General features: G+C 51.1%; 14 protein-coding genes and 6 tRNA genes. 10 read left to right on the top strand and 10 right to left on the bottom strand.

What is annotated here, in order from left to right:
- Positions 1 to 219: a DUF3820 family protein gene (locus tag C2U41_RS14820; RefSeq protein WP_003038102.1), complete on the top strand. Its 219-nt coding sequence runs from the start codon at positions 1 to 3 to the stop codon at positions 217 to 219.
- On the opposite strand, the gene C2U41_RS14815 is transcribed toward C2U41_RS14820, so the two are convergent.
- Positions 216 to 1214 (bottom strand): bile acid:sodium symporter family protein, encoded by a 999-nt coding sequence (locus tag C2U41_RS14815; protein WP_003038103.1) that lies wholly within the window; start codon positions 1212 to 1214, stop codon positions 216 to 218. The two genes, C2U41_RS14820 and C2U41_RS14815, sit on opposite strands and share 4 nt — an antisense overlap.
- A gap of 89 nt (positions 1215 to 1303) precedes the next feature.
- Between C2U41_RS14815 and C2U41_RS14810 the strand changes: the two genes are divergently transcribed.
- Positions 1304 to 2230 carry a LysR family transcriptional regulator gene (locus C2U41_RS14810; protein ID WP_046670126.1) on the top strand — a complete coding sequence of 309 codons (927 nt, stop codon included), beginning with the start codon at positions 1304 to 1306 and terminating at the stop codon, positions 2228 to 2230.
- Here C2U41_RS14810 and C2U41_RS14805 read toward each other — a convergent pair.
- Complete coding sequence (locus C2U41_RS14805) at positions 2221 to 2562, bottom strand: FlxA-like family protein (protein WP_032937809.1); 342 nt, start codon at positions 2560 to 2562, stop codon at positions 2221 to 2223. The two genes, C2U41_RS14810 and C2U41_RS14805, sit on opposite strands and share 10 nt — an antisense overlap.
- Before the next feature lie 291 nt (positions 2563 to 2853).
- Between C2U41_RS14805 and xapA the strand changes: the two genes are divergently transcribed.
- From xapA to C2U41_RS14790, 3 genes are all read left to right on the top strand, one after another.
- Positions 2854 to 3687, top strand: a complete 834-nt coding sequence (xapA, locus tag C2U41_RS14800) for a xanthosine phosphorylase (RefSeq protein ID WP_003838576.1) — start codon at positions 2854 to 2856, stop codon at positions 3685 to 3687.
- 56 nt (positions 3688 to 3743) lie between these two features.
- Complete coding sequence (locus C2U41_RS14795) at positions 3744 to 5000, top strand: nucleoside permease (RefSeq protein ID WP_103849030.1); 1257 nt, start codon at positions 3744 to 3746, stop codon at positions 4998 to 5000.
- Between the two features lie 98 nt (positions 5001 to 5098).
- Positions 5099 to 5983, top strand: a complete 885-nt coding sequence (locus C2U41_RS14790) for a LysR family transcriptional regulator (protein WP_003838579.1) — start codon at positions 5099 to 5101, stop codon at positions 5981 to 5983.
- Positions 5984 to 6121: 138 nt separating this feature from the next.
- On the opposite strand, the gene C2U41_RS14785 is transcribed toward C2U41_RS14790, so the two are convergent.
- The 4 genes from C2U41_RS14785 to C2U41_RS14770 all read right to left on the bottom strand — a co-directional run bounded on the left by C2U41_RS14785 (position 6122) and on the right by C2U41_RS14770 (position 6522).
- A tRNA-Lys gene (locus C2U41_RS14785) sits at positions 6122 to 6197 on the bottom strand.
- Between the two features lie 4 nt (positions 6198 to 6201).
- Positions 6202 to 6277, bottom strand: a tRNA-Val gene (locus C2U41_RS14780).
- A 47-nt stretch (positions 6278 to 6324) separates the two neighbouring features.
- Positions 6325 to 6400: transfer RNA gene (locus C2U41_RS14775), tRNA-Val, on the bottom strand.
- A gap of 46 nt (positions 6401 to 6446) precedes the next feature.
- Positions 6447 to 6522, bottom strand: a tRNA-Val gene (locus C2U41_RS14770).
- Between the two features lie 258 nt (positions 6523 to 6780).
- On the opposite strand from C2U41_RS14770, the gene gltX reads away from it, so the two are divergent.
- Positions 6781 to 8196 carry a glutamate--tRNA ligase gene (gene gltX / locus C2U41_RS14765; protein ID WP_103849031.1) on the top strand — a complete coding sequence of 472 codons (1416 nt, stop codon included), beginning with the start codon at positions 6781 to 6783 and terminating at the stop codon, positions 8194 to 8196.
- Positions 8197 to 8252: 56 nt separating this feature from the next.
- Here the strand turns inward: gltX and C2U41_RS14760 are convergent, their stop codons facing one another.
- The gene (locus C2U41_RS14760) at positions 8253 to 8645 is read right to left on the bottom strand and encodes a MerR family transcriptional regulator (protein WP_088903207.1); all 393 of its coding nucleotides are present in this window, start codon (positions 8643 to 8645) and stop codon (positions 8253 to 8255) included.
- 1 nt (position 8646) lies between these two features.
- The gene (locus C2U41_RS14755; RefSeq protein ID WP_003028277.1) at positions 8647 to 9009 is read right to left on the bottom strand and encodes a YfeC-like transcriptional regulator; all 363 of its coding nucleotides are present in this window, start codon (positions 9007 to 9009) and stop codon (positions 8647 to 8649) included.
- A gap of 221 nt (positions 9010 to 9230) precedes the next feature.
- Here C2U41_RS14755 and C2U41_RS14745 point away from each other — a divergent pair.
- Positions 9231 to 9306, top strand: a tRNA-Ala gene (locus C2U41_RS14745).
- Between the two features lie 42 nt (positions 9307 to 9348).
- Positions 9349 to 9424, top strand: a tRNA-Ala gene (locus tag C2U41_RS14740).
- 145 nt (positions 9425 to 9569) lie between these two features.
- Here C2U41_RS14740 and nupC read toward each other — a convergent pair.
- Positions 9570 to 10772 (bottom strand): nucleoside permease NupC, encoded by a 1203-nt coding sequence (nupC, locus tag C2U41_RS14735; protein ID WP_003028275.1) that lies wholly within the window; start codon positions 10770 to 10772, stop codon positions 9570 to 9572.
- 272 nt (positions 10773 to 11044) lie between these two features.
- On the opposite strand from nupC, the gene C2U41_RS30165 reads away from it, so the two are divergent.
- Entirely contained in the window at positions 11045 to 11119 is a 75-nt protein-coding gene (locus C2U41_RS30165; RefSeq protein ID WP_418222155.1) for a hypothetical protein, read from the top strand.
- On the top strand, positions 11116 to 12354 hold the full coding sequence (locus tag C2U41_RS14730; protein ID WP_103849032.1) for an Nramp family divalent metal transporter: 1239 nt from the start codon (positions 11116 to 11118) through the stop codon (positions 12352 to 12354). The genes C2U41_RS30165 and C2U41_RS14730 overlap by 4 nt, the downstream gene beginning before the upstream one ends.
- Positions 12355 to 12386: 32 nt before the next feature.
- Here C2U41_RS14730 and ypeC read toward each other — a convergent pair whose 3' ends face one another.
- A complete protein-coding gene (ypeC, locus tag C2U41_RS14725) occupies positions 12387 to 12713 on the bottom strand; it encodes a DUF2502 domain-containing protein YpeC (protein WP_003028268.1) in 327 nt (108 codons plus the stop codon).
- Between the last annotated feature and the right edge of the window lie 112 nt (positions 12714 to 12825).

The following is a 12825-nucleotide window of genomic DNA, read 5'->3' as shown; positions in this document are numbered from 1 at the left end:
ATGGAAAAAGAGCAGCTGGTTGAAATCGCCAATACCGTGATGCCCTTTGGCAAATATAAAGGGCGTCGGCTGATTGATGTACCGGAAGAGTATCTGCTGTGGTTTGCCCGTAAGGATGAATTCCCGCCGGGCAAGCTCGGCGAACTGATGCAAATCACGCTGCTGATTAAAACTGAAGGGCTGACGCAACTGGTGCAGCCCCTGAAACGCCCGCTTTAAGCCTTTGCGGCGCGGCTTTTCTGCTGCGCCTGCAATGCGTCCGTCTGTTGCTTGTAGCGACGTGCCAGCACGGCACAAACCATCAACTGAATTTGATGGAAGATCATCAGCGGCAGCACCATCATTCCTATCACTGACGTCGGGAACAGAATATTTGCCATTGGGATCCCATTCGCCAGGCTCTTTTTCGATCCGCAAAAGACAATGGTGATCTCATCGGCCTTGTTGAAGCCGCATTTACGCGCAACAAAGACGTTGATGCCAATCACGATTGCCAGCAATACGATGCTGACCACCACGATAAACAGCAGTGAGCCAATCCCCACTTTGTGCCAGATCCCGTTAACCACGGCTTCACTGAAGGCGGAGTAAACCACCAGTAAAATGGATGATTGATCCGTTTTTGCAATCCATTTTTTATGTCGGGACACCCAGTTACCAATCCACGGACGCGAAAGATGTCCCAGTACGAACGGCAGCAGCAGCTGCAGCATGATTTTCCCCACCTGCTCCAGGCTGCCTTCTGCGCCATGCATATTCATGACCAGGCCAACCAGCAACGGCGAGAGAAAAATACCCAGCAGGCTGGAGGCCGAAGCGGAACACACGGCGGCGGCAACGTTCCCCCCCGCCAGCGACGTAAAGGCGATTGCCGACTGCACCGTGGCCGGCAAAATACACAGGTACAGGAAACCGGTGTACAGCATCGGGTCAACATTAACCGGCGCCCACCAGGCGAACAGAACGCCCAGCACCGGGAAAACAACAAACGTGCTGCACATCACCCACAGATGCAAACGCCAGTGACTACCGCCGGCAATAATTGCCTCACGAGAGAGCTTGGCCCCGTGCATAAAAAACAGCAGGGCAATGGCGGCGGTGGTTAAGCCTTCAAAGAAAGGCACAAAGCCACCTTCGGCTGGGAAAAAGGACGCCAGTAATACGACCGTAATCAACGTAATCGTGAACGGATCAAGGATACGAAAAAGTTTCATAAAAGCTCCTGAAATTCAGTAGCAACATTTTGCGTTTTTCCATTTGAGAAATAAAATTGATTTATTGCATCCATATATGAATCGAATAGATGAATTACTCTCTGCGTCAGCTCCGTATCTTTGTTACCGTCGCTCAGGCCAAAAGCTTTAGCCGGGCGGGGGATATTATTGGCTTAAGCCAGTCTGCGGTCAGCCACAGCGTTAAAGAGCTTGAAGCTCAGACGGGGGTGCGGTTGTTAGATAGAACAACGCGGGAAGTGGTGCTGACGGAAGCGGGGCACCAGTTGGCGACGCGCCTGGAACGTATTCTGGATGAACTGCACAGCACGCTGCGTGAAGCAGGCCAGGTGGGGACACAGTTAACCGGAACGGTGCGTGTTGCCGCCAGCCAGACAATCTCTGCTCACCTTATTCCACAGTGTATTGCCCAGAGTAATGAGCTTTATCCTGCGATCGATTTTGTGCTGCACGACAGGCCCCAGCAGTGGGTGCTGGAAAGTATTCGCCAGGGAGAAGTCGATTTTGGCATTGTGATTGATCCCGGAGCGGTGACCGACCTGCAATGTGAAGCCGTACTGTCCGAACCGTTCCTGCTGCTGTGTCGCGAGGATCATCCGTTAGCCCAACGTGAGTGGGTGAACTGGCAGGATTTGTATCACGAACGTTTGGTGTTACAGGATTACGCTTCCGGTAGTCGACCGCTGATCGATGCGGCGTTGGCCCATTTTTCCATTGATGCCAACATCGTTCAGGAGATTGGTCATCCCGCCACGCTGTTCCCGATGGTGGAGGCGGGGATTGGCATCAGTGTGCTGCCCGCGCTGGCGCTCCCCTTACCGCAGGGCAGTCACTTGCAGGTTAAGCGCCTGACGCCGGTAGTTGAACGGCAACTGATGCTGGCTCGACGTAAAAACCGCTCTTTATCAACCGCGGCTCAGGCGCTGTGGGACGTGGTGCGTATGCAGGCCAGTGAATTAACCGCTGGTCGTGCCCGTGATCCGTTGTATCAGATATAAATATCGACCTGACGTTGGTCGGAAGCCGTGTTGATGCCCTCAGCTTTTCTCTGATCGGCGCTTTGCTTTTGCTGTGACTCCTCAGCCTGGCGTCGCAACAGTTGAGCCAGCTGTGCTTGTAACATCTTGATTTGTGTCTGAATAAGTTCCTGCTGTTCGCGCTTCTGCTCAACACTGCCACTACTATTGGGAATATCTTTGAGCTGCTGAGTTAGCTTGGTTATCTTTTGGGTGACTTGTGCAATCTGAGCGGAGATGTCATTCCCGGCTGGGGCTTTTCCACCACCACTACTGCTTTGAACAGTTGGGGTGGAAACGTTAATCGTTGTCATACGGATTCCTCACGCCATAAAACATGAGTATCGGCATTAGTGAACAGAACTTCAGTTACAATATGGCGGAGCGGAGTTTAATAATACAAGTTCCAAATCTTCATGTATCTCTATTCCTGTGCCATTTCTGGCCCGAAAAAAATGTGATTTCAGGCTGGTTTAGTGCGACTCATCGATACCGATTTACTATCGGTTGTCGGGATAAACGGTATTGGTAATCGATTGCGTAGTCTCGCTATAACAGTGCGGTACGCGACATTATTTTCGACTACTCAGTATTAAGGATATCTCATGAGTCACTCTCTTTTCTCGCAAAATCCCTGGTATAGCGCCGACATCATTCGTAGTTACAAACCCGATTTCACCCCGCGCGTAGCCTTTATTCTTGGCTCTGGCCTCGGTGCTCTGGCGGATCAAATCGAGGATGCAGTGGCCATCTCTTACGAGAAATTGCCGGGATTCCCTGTCAGTACTGTACATGGTCATGCCGGTGAGCTGGTGCTGGGAAATCTGGCGGGTATTCCGGTGGCTTGTATGAAAGGGCGTGGGCATTTTTATGAAGGTCGCGGCATGACGGTGATGACCGACGCCATTCGCACCCTGAAGCTGCTGGGCTGCGAACTGTTATTTTGTACTAATGCCGCAGGTTCTTTGCGCCCCGAAGTCGGACCAGGTAGTCTCGTTGCGCTTAGCGATCACATTAATACGATGCCAGGTACACCAATGGTCGGACTAAACGATGAGCGTTTTGGTGAGCGATTCTTTTCGCTGGCGAATGCCTATGATGCTGACTATCGTGCGATCCTGCAAACCGTCGCCGCAGAAGAAGGGTTTCCGCTGAGCGAAGGGGTGTTTGTTTCTTATCCGGGACCGAACTTTGAAACGGCGGCAGAAATCCGCATGATGCAAATTATTGGCGGTGACGTGGTGGGGATGTCGGTGGTGCCTGAAGTTATCTCTGCGCGTCACTGCGGTCTGAAAGTGGTTGCGGTGGCTGCCATCACCAACCTGGCGGAAGGTTTGGGGGATGTGAAGTTATCTCACGCACAGACGTTGGCTGCAGCGGAACTCTCCCGGCAGAACTTCATCAATCTGATCTGTGGCTTCTTGCGCAAACTGGCCTGAATAATTAAAACATGACCCCGCTTGCGGGGTCTTACTTTATGGCAAGGAACGGAAAAATGGGTATCGCATCTCGCTTAAAGCTCATGTCGTTTTTGCAATATTTCATCTGGGGAAGCTGGCTGGTAACCCTGGGTTCTTACATGATTAACACCCTGGATTTTACCGGCGCGAATGTGGGTATGGTCTACAGCTCGAAAGGGCTGGCAGCGATTATTATGCCGGGCATTATGGGGATCATTGCCGATAAGTGGCTGCGTGCCGAGCGCGCTTATATGCTGTGCCATCTGGTGTGTGCTGGCGTGTTGCTGTACGCCACAACCGTTACCGATCCACAGACCATGTTCTGGGTAATGTTGGTTAACGCTATGGCGTATATGCCGACGATTGCGTTATCGAACAGCGTCTCATATTCATGCCTTGCACAATCGGGTCAGGATCCGGTCACCGCGTTCCCGCCAATTCGTGTATTTGGCACGATAGGTTTTATTGTGGCGATGTGGACGGTCAGCTTAATGGGACTGGAACTGAGCAGCGCACAGCTTTATATCGCTTCAGGCGCATCGCTGCTGCTGGCTCTGTATGCGCTGACGTTACCAAAAATACCGGTTGCGGAGAAAAAAGAGTCCGCCACGTTGGCCAGTAAACTGGGGCTGGATGCGTTTGTTTTGTTTAAAAATCCGCGTATGGCAATTTTCTTTTTGTTTGCCATGATGCTGGGGGCGGTGCTGCAAATCACCAACGTCTTTGGCAATCCGTTCCTGCATGATTTTGCCCGTAACCCTGAGTTTGCCAACAGCTTTGTGGTGAAATATCCCTCCATTTTGCTGTCAGTTTCGCAGATGGCGGAAGTGGGTTTTATCCTCACTATTCCATTCTTCCTTAAACGCTTTGGCATTAAAACAGTGATGCTGATGAGTATGCTGGCGTGGACGCTGCGCTTTGGCTTCTTTGCCTTTGGCGATCCATCTCCGTTTGGCTTTGTGCTACTGCTGATGTCGATGATCGTTTACGGCTGCGCGTTTGATTTCTTCAACATCTCCGGATCGGTATTTGTCGAGCAGGAAGTTGACTCAAGCATTCGCGCCAGCGCCCAAGGGTTGTTTATGACGATGGTAAATGGCATTGGCGCGTGGGTGGGTTCAATCCTGAGCGGGATGGCGGTGGACTATTTTTCTGTCGATGGCGTCAAGGATTGGCAAACTATCTGGCTGGTGTTTGCCGCTTACGCGCTGGTCCTGGCGGTTATCTTTGCATTGTTCTTTAAATATAAGCATGAGCCTGAACGACTGGCGCAGAAATCACTGGCACATTAATGCTCCTTTAGCGGCGGGTTCTGATACCCGCCGTTTCATTTTCTGCGATGCAATGTGGTAACTTTGCGCATTAATCTTCACTCAGGAGCGCATTATCCATGGAACGCACGCACCGCATCGATCTGAAGTTACTGCGTTATTTTCTTGCCGTCGCAGAAGAACTGCATTTTGGACGCGCTGCTGCTCGCCTGAATATGTCGCAACCGCCCCTCAGTACGCATATTAAAGAGCTGGAACAACAGCTCGGCACGTTGCTATTTATCCGTCATTCCCGCAGCGTGGCGTTAACCCATGCCGGAAAAATTTTGATGGAAGAATCGCGCAGACTGTTATCCAGTGCTAATCAGGCGCTGGCACGAGTGGAACAGATTGGTCGCGGTGAGGCAGGGCGAATTGAGCTAGGCGTCATTGGTACCGCAATGTGGGGAAAAATGCGTCCGGTGATGCGGCGTTTTCTGAAGGAAAATCCCAACGTTGAGGTGCAGTTTCGCGAGAACATGCCCGCAATGCAGATGACGATGCTGGAAAGACGTGAACTGGATGCGGGGATTTGGCGCATGGCTACTGAACCCTCTCCCGGATTTACCAGCCTGCGCTTACATGAATCCTCATTTTTGGTGGCCATACCGGAAGAACATGCTCTTACCGCCTGTGAATCCGTACCGCTGGAAGCGTTGAGAAATGAATATTTTGTCACGATGCCCTCCATTCATACCGACTGGGCATTTTTGCAGCGAGTTTGCCTGAGCGCTGGATTTTCCCCGATGATTATCCGTGAGGTGAGGGAGCCGCAAACGGTGCTGGCGATGATCAGCATGGGGATTGGTATTACGTTAATTGCTGACAGTTATGCGCAGATGAGTTGGCCAGGCGTGGTATTCCGACCGTTAGAGGAACGTATTCCGGCGGATTTATATATTGTGTATGACCAACAGCAGGCGACACCCGCGCTGGAGAAACTGGTAGCGGCATTGACGATGTGATATCTGTGCCGGATGGCGACTAACGTCTTATCCGGCCTACGAAGGGAGTATTGTCGGTAGGCCTGATAAGCGTAGCGCATCAGGCAGTTGTATAAATCGCAGATAGCAAAAAAGCGCCTTTAGGGCGCTTTTTTACATTGGTGGGTCGTGCAGGATTCGAACCTGCGACCAATTGATTAAAAGTCAACTGCTCTACCAACTGAGCTAACGACCCGAAGTGGTGGGTGATGACGGGATCGAACCGCCGACCCCCTCCTTGTAAGGGAGGTGCTCTCCCAGCTGAGCTAATCACCCACTTCGGTACTTCAATTTTATTGTAAGAAATCCAGCTGGCGAGAAAGTGGTGGGTGATGACGGGATCGAACCGCCGACCCCCTCCTTGTAAGGGAGGTGCTCTCCCAGCTGAGCTAATCACCCACTTCTCAATTTCTTACTCTACACGGCGGAGACTACATAAAGTAGTTGGTGGGTGATGACGGGTTCGAACCGCCGACCCCCTCCTTGTAAGGGAGGTGCTCTCCCAGCTGAGCTAATCACCCCCGCTGTGTGGAGTCGCATTATAGGGAGAGTTGAAAATGAGTCAACGCATTTTCTAAAGAATTTGTTCGTTCGTCGTAAATTTAAACAAAACGATCGCAAATCAATCCATGCGGCATGATTTGTATACGAAAATGGCAAAGCGTGATGTTCCAACCTGAACAACATTGAGGAATCAGACCACAGTGATAGAATACGAGCCTGATAATCTTCCCAGGATTTGCCGGTTGTCGGCATCTTTATAAACGTAAGGCCATTTCATGAAAATCAAAACTCGCTTCGCGCCAAGCCCGACAGGTTACCTGCACGTCGGTGGTGCGCGTACTGCTCTATATTCCTGGCTTTTTGCACGTAACCATGACGGTGAGTTTGTGCTGCGTATTGAAGACACCGATCTCGAACGCTCCACTCCGGAAGCTATTGAAGCCATTATGGATGGCATGAACTGGCTGAATCTGGAATGGGATGAAGGTCCGTACTTCCAGACCAAACGTTTTGATCGCTACAACGCCGTGATTGATGAGATGCTGGAAGCCGGTACTGCGTATAAATGCTACTGCTCCAAAGAACGTCTGGACGCGCTGCGTGAAGAGCAGATGGCAAACGGTGAGAAGCCTCGTTACGACGGTCGCTGCCGCCACGGTCATGAACATCATGCTGCTGATGAACCATGCGTGGTGCGTTTTGCCAACCCGCAGGATGGATCCGTTATTTTTGATGACCAGATCCGTGGGCCGATCGAATTCAGCAACCAGGAGCTGGACGATCTGATCATCCGCCGTACCGACGGTTCCCCGACCTACAACTTCTGTGTGGTGGTCGACGACTGGGATATGGAAATCACTCACGTTATTCGTGGTGAAGACCATATCAACAACACTCCGCGTCAAATAAACATCCTGAAAGCGCTGAATGCGCCGGTGCCGGTTTATGCACACGTGTCGATGATCAACGGCGACGATGGTAAAAAACTTTCTAAACGTCACGGTGCGGTCAGCGTTATGCAGTATCGCGACGACGGTTACCTTCCGGAAGCGCTGCTGAACTATCTGGTGCGTCTGGGCTGGTCCAGCGGCGATCAGGAAATCTTCACCCGTGAAGAGATGATCAAACTGTTCTCCCTTGGTGCGGTGAGCAAGTCTGCCAGTGCGTTCAACACCGAAAAACTGCAGTGGCTGAACCATCACTACATTAATGCGCTGGCACCGGAATATGTGGCAACGCATCTGCAATGGCACATTGAGCAGGAAAATATCGATACTCGCGTCGGCCCGCAGCTGTCGGAGCTGGTTAAACTGCTGGGTGAGCGCTGCAAAACGCTGAAAGAGATGGCGCAGAGCTGCCGTTACTTCTACGAAGATTTTGCTGAGTTCGACGCGGACGCCGCGAAGAAACACCTGCGTCCGGTAGCACGTCAGCCGCTGGAAGTGGTTCGCGATAAACTGGCTGCTATCAGCGAGTGGACGGCAGAAAACGTGCACCACGCGATTCAGGTGACCGCTGATGAGCTGGAAGTGGGTATGGGTAAAGTTGGGATGCCGCTGCGCGTAGCCGTAACCGGTGCGGGTCAGTCTCCGGCGTTAGACGTCACAGTGCATGCGATTGGTAAATCCCGCAGCATTGAGCGTATTAATAAAGCGCTGGCGTTTATTGCTGAGCGTGAAAGCCAGCAGTAAGCTCGGTTGAGCGATGAAACAACGGCAGGAGCGCATCCTGCCGTTTTTTTTGCCTGTTATTCAGACTCATCAATACCCAGACGGGTAAGGAAAGTGCGAATACCTTCGCGAGAAATATACATTGCCAGCTTTTCTTGTTCAGTTGGGGACATGTTGTCCAGTGCGCTAATTATCTGGCGACAGGCGTGGCTACGCACCACGTGGTTGTATTCTGCCAACGGTTCCTCTGCCTGATAAATTTCAGGTACTTTGCGAAAAGCCGGAATATTGAGCAGAAACGTGTGGACGCTGGAGTCGATATGAATCAGCCTTGCACGACCCCCTTTAACGCCGGGAAACTTTTCGGTGGTCCAGTTTTGTTCTCTGATCCAACGATTGACGGTTTGTTTGGCAACTCCGAGACAGTCCGCCAGTTCTTCGGTCGTCATTTTGCTGCGTAATTTTTTCATATTATTTGTTGTCGCGGATCCCTAAGCGTTGTAATAAACCCGTAATGCCTTCACGCAGGATCAGTGACGTAAACATTTTCTGTTCTGACGGAGTCATCTCTTTGGCGAGCCTAATCAGTAGAGCTTCGATAGAGGTATCGCCTGATAACGATAAATTATCTGATAAACCTTCGGCTGAACGCTCAGCGCTGCGAATGTATTCACGAACTTGTTCGGTGACGTGAACCAGACGCGCTTTACCGCCCTGTACGCCTGGTTTTGGTGATGTAGCCCAACCCTCCTTGCGCACCCATTTATTGATGGTCTGTCGGCTGTATCCGGTCAGATTAGCAAGTTCTTCTGGCGTCATCCGTTCCTTGAACATAACGATTCCCTGAATAGTCGTGGGGTTAATTAGTGGCTCATTTTATAGCACCATTTTAGTAGAAACCGTGACGCGTTTAACTACTGAATGCGAGTTGTTACGCAATGTTCTTCATTTGACTGCTTTTTCAGCGATTGAATTCTATGAGTTAATTTTGCCGTTGACACACGCGAAGGGAATTCATATGATGCCGCCCGTCAACTCGACAAGCTTTACGTAATGGGGCTATAGCTCAGCTGGGAGAGCGCTTGCATGGCATGCAAGAGGTCAGCGGTTCGATCCCGCTTAGCTCCACCAAATTTTATCCCAACGAATTTGGTATATACGTAAAAGCATCGTGGGGCTATAGCTCAGCTGGGAGAGCGCTTGCATGGCATGCAAGAGGTCAGCGGTTCGATCCCGCTTAGCTCCACCAAAATTTAAACCCTCGCTGAAAAGCGGGGGTTTTTTGTTTCTGCATCCTGTCGATTCTTACCGGTATCTCTCTGCTCTGCTGAATAGCAGGCATAAAAAAAGCCGGGGAAATTCCCCGGCCTTATCACTACGACGTTGTCTTACGCTTACAGCACTAGTGCTGCGATAGATGCAGACAGTACGCTCACCAGCGTAGAGCCATACACCAGCTTCAGACCAAAGCGGGAAACTACGTTACCTTGCTCTTCGTTCAGGCCTTTAATCGCACCGGCGATAATACCGATAGAAGAGAAGTTAGCGAAGGAGACCAGGAACACAGAGATGATGCCTTCAGCGCGCGGGGAGAGCGTAGAGGCGATTTTCTGCAGGTCCATCATCGCAACGAATTCGTTGGAAACAAGTTTTGTCGCCATGATACTGCCCACCTGCAGCGCTTCGCTGGACGGAACACCCATTACCCATGCAACCGGATAGAAGATGTAACCCAGGATGCCCTGGAAGGAGATGCTGTAGCCAAACCAGCCGGTCACGGTGGCAAACAGTGCGTTCAGGGCAGCAATCAGCGCGATGAAACCAATCAGCATCGCCGCAACGATAATTGCCACTTTGAAACCTGCCAGGATGTATTCACCCAGCATTTCGAAGAAGCTCTGACCTTCATGCAGGTTAGACATCTGGATATTTTCTTCGCTGGCATCAACGCGGTAAGGGTTGATCAGCGACAGCACGATAAAGGTGCTGAACATGTTCAGTACCAGCGCCGCAACAACGTACTTCGGCTCCAGCATGGTCATGTACGCGCCGACGATAGACATGGAAACGGTAGACATCGCCGTTGCAGCCATGGTGTACATACGGTTGCGAGACATTTTGCCGAGAATATCTTTATAGGCGATAAAGTTCTCGGACTGACCCAGGATCAGAGAGCTGACGGCGTTGAAGGATTCCAGCTTGCCCATACCGTTCACTTTGGAAAGCAGGTAACCAATTGCGCGGATAATAACCGGCAGCACACGGATATGCTGAAGGATACCGATCAGGGCGGAGATAAAGACGATAGGGCACAGCACTTTCAGGAAGAAAAATGCCAGGCCTTGATCATTCATGCTGCCGAAGACGAAGTTCGTCCCCTCGTTGGCAAAACCGAGCAGTTTTTCGAACATTTCGGAGAAGCCTTTTACGAAGCCCAGGCCGACGTTGGAGTTCAGGAAGAACCACGCCAGTAACACTTCAATAACAAGCAGTTGAATAACATAACGAATGCGAATCTTTTTACGGTCACTGCTTACCAGCAGCGCAAGGATCGCAACAACGGCCAATGCCAATACAAAATGAAGGACGCGGTCCATATTTGCTCCAAATATGAGGCAGGTTTAGTTTTCGTGCACATTCTATGTAACAACCATAAAGAAAACGAGATCAAACACACACTATAATAAGGACCTGTGACGAGATTCAAAATTAGTGATCGGTGATACACTTCCGTTATGCTTTGTATCGAAGTGAAAAGTTATGTCATTGTGCTAATCTATAACAATAATTAAACATCTTACCGTTTTTCCCAGAATCCTTATCGATCCATAGACAAACACTATCAGAGAAATCAACTTCACCCATCAAAATGAAGTTGATAATCATTCTCAATAGGCGTAGCTTGAAACATAGCAAAGGCTATGTTTCTGAGGCACTAAAATGACTAACGATCGCGTTGAGAGTAGCAGTGGACGGGCAGCGCGCAAGTTGAAGCTCGCATTAATGGGACCTGCGTTCATCGCGGCGATCGGCTATATCGATCCGGGCAACTTCGCCACCAACATCCAGGCAGGGGCCAGCTTTGGCTATAAACTGTTGTGGGTGGTGGTCTGGGCAAACCTGATGGCGATGCTGATCCAGGTGCTATCGGCAAAGCTTGGCATTGCCACGGGTAAAAATCTGGCGGAACAAATTCGCGATCATTATCCGCGTCCGGTGGTGTGGTTTTACTGGGTGCAGGCCGAAATTATCGCCATGGCGACAGACCTTGCCGAGTTTATCGGTGCGGCGATTGGCTTCAAATTGATTCTTGGCGTTTCGCTGCTGCAAGGGGCTGTACTGACCGGGATCGCCACTTTCCTTATTCTGATGCTGCAGCGCCGCGGGCAAAAACCGCTGGAAAAAGTGATTGGCGGCTTGCTGCTGTTTGTGGCTGCGGCTTACATTGTGGAATTGATCTTTTCCCAGCCGAACTTCGCGCAACTTAGCAAGGGGATGGTTATCCCGAGCCTACCTAATTCCGAAGCGGTGTTCCTCGCCGCTGGCGTGCTCGGCGCGACTATCATGCCGCATGTCATTTATCTGCACTCTTCCTTAACCCAGCATCTGCACGGCGGAACACGTCAACAGCGCTATGCGGCCACGAAATGGGATGTGGCTATCGCCATGACGATTGCCGGATTTGTCAATCTGGCGATGATGGCGACGGCTGCCGCTGCATTTCATTTTAGCGGGCATACCGGTATTGCCGATCTCGATCAAGCGTATCTGACCCTTGAACCGCTGATGAGTCACGCTGCGGCGACAGTGTTCGGTTTAAGCCTGGTGGCTGCGGGACTTTCCTCTACCGTGGTCGGTACGCTGGCGGGGCAGGTGGTGATGCAAGGGTTTATCCGTTTTCACATTCCGCTTTGGGTTCGCCGTACGGTCACCATGATGCCATCCTTTATTGTGATTCTGATGGGATTAGATCCAACGCGTATTCTGGTGATGAGCCAGGTGTTGCTCAGTTTTGGTATTGCACTGGCGCTGGTGCCGCTGTTGATCTTCACCAGCAACAGTCAACTGATGGGCGATTTGGTGAATACCCGATGGGTAAAACAGGTAGGCTGGGTGATTGTTGTGCTGGTGGTGACGCTCAATATCTGGCTGTTGGTAGGAACTGCACTCGGTTTGTAAAAACAAAAGGGCCCACAGGCCCTTTTGTTACATTAATGGTGGTGTCCGTGACCACGCCCGCGACCGCGGTGGTCGTCACGGTCATTCCAGCCTTCACGGTAGCCGCGCTCATAAGCTTTGCGTTTATCCCAGCCCCGATGATAGCCATTGTCATGACGCCACCAGCGATTTTTACGCCACTCATAGTTATTGTGCCAGTAATCCCGGTCGCGCCAGCGACCGCCATCCCAGTAGTTACCGTAGTTATCGCGATCGCCAATTTGCAATTTTATTGATGGCAGCAGGGTGATTTCGCCAGCGTTCGCGGCCAGCGGTGTAAAAGCCAATAAGACTGCCGCCAGAATCAGTGACCTGAACATGTTTTCTCTCCTTCACGATCGAGCCGTAGCCGGCCTGTTAACGTAATATTACGGGCAGTAAAGCCCCGTTTCATCGCCTTAACTCTTAAATCGTAAGTGAGAGCACTTTTTG

This window comes from Citrobacter freundii complex sp. CFNIH4 (genome assembly GCF_002934505.1).
In the GTDB taxonomy this organism is placed as follows: Bacteria; Pseudomonadota; Gammaproteobacteria; order Enterobacterales; family Enterobacteriaceae; genus Citrobacter; species Citrobacter freundii.
The sequence above is the reverse complement of the archived record's forward strand: the minus strand, read 5'-3'. Positions and strand labels throughout refer to the sequence as shown.

Coding starts and splice junctions, on each gene's coding strand:
- C2U41_RS14815 (WP_003038103.1), bottom strand. CDS start 1,214: ATGAAACTTTTTCGTATCCTTGATCCGTTCACGATTACGTTGATTACG.
- C2U41_RS14820 (WP_003038102.1), top strand. CDS start 1: ATGGAAAAAGAGCAGCTGGTTGAAATCGCCAATACCGTGATGCCCTTT.
- C2U41_RS14755 (WP_003028277.1), bottom strand. CDS start 9,009: ATGTTCAAGGAACGGATGACGCCAGAAGAACTTGCTAATCTGACCGGA.
- ypeC (WP_003028268.1), bottom strand. CDS start 12,713: ATGTTCAGGTCACTGATTCTGGCGGCAGTCTTATTGGCTTTTACACCG.
- C2U41_RS14795 (WP_103849030.1), top strand. CDS start 3,744: ATGGGTATCGCATCTCGCTTAAAGCTCATGTCGTTTTTGCAATATTTC.
- C2U41_RS14790 (WP_003838579.1), top strand. CDS start 5,099: ATGGAACGCACGCACCGCATCGATCTGAAGTTACTGCGTTATTTTCTT.
- C2U41_RS14730 (WP_103849032.1), top strand. CDS start 11,116: ATGACTAACGATCGCGTTGAGAGTAGCAGTGGACGGGCAGCGCGCAAG.
- C2U41_RS14760 (WP_088903207.1), bottom strand. CDS start 8,645: ATGAAAAAATTACGCAGCAAAATGACGACCGAAGAACTGGCGGACTGT.
- gltX (WP_103849031.1), top strand. CDS start 6,781: ATGAAAATCAAAACTCGCTTCGCGCCAAGCCCGACAGGTTACCTGCAC.
- xapA (WP_003838576.1), top strand. CDS start 2,854: ATGAGTCACTCTCTTTTCTCGCAAAATCCCTGGTATAGCGCCGACATC.
- C2U41_RS14810 (WP_046670126.1), top strand. CDS start 1,304: ATGAATTACTCTCTGCGTCAGCTCCGTATCTTTGTTACCGTCGCTCAG.
- nupC (WP_003028275.1), bottom strand. CDS start 10,772: ATGGACCGCGTCCTTCATTTTGTATTGGCATTGGCCGTTGTTGCGATC.
- C2U41_RS14805 (WP_032937809.1), bottom strand. CDS start 2,562: ATGACAACGATTAACGTTTCCACCCCAACTGTTCAAAGCAGTAGTGGT.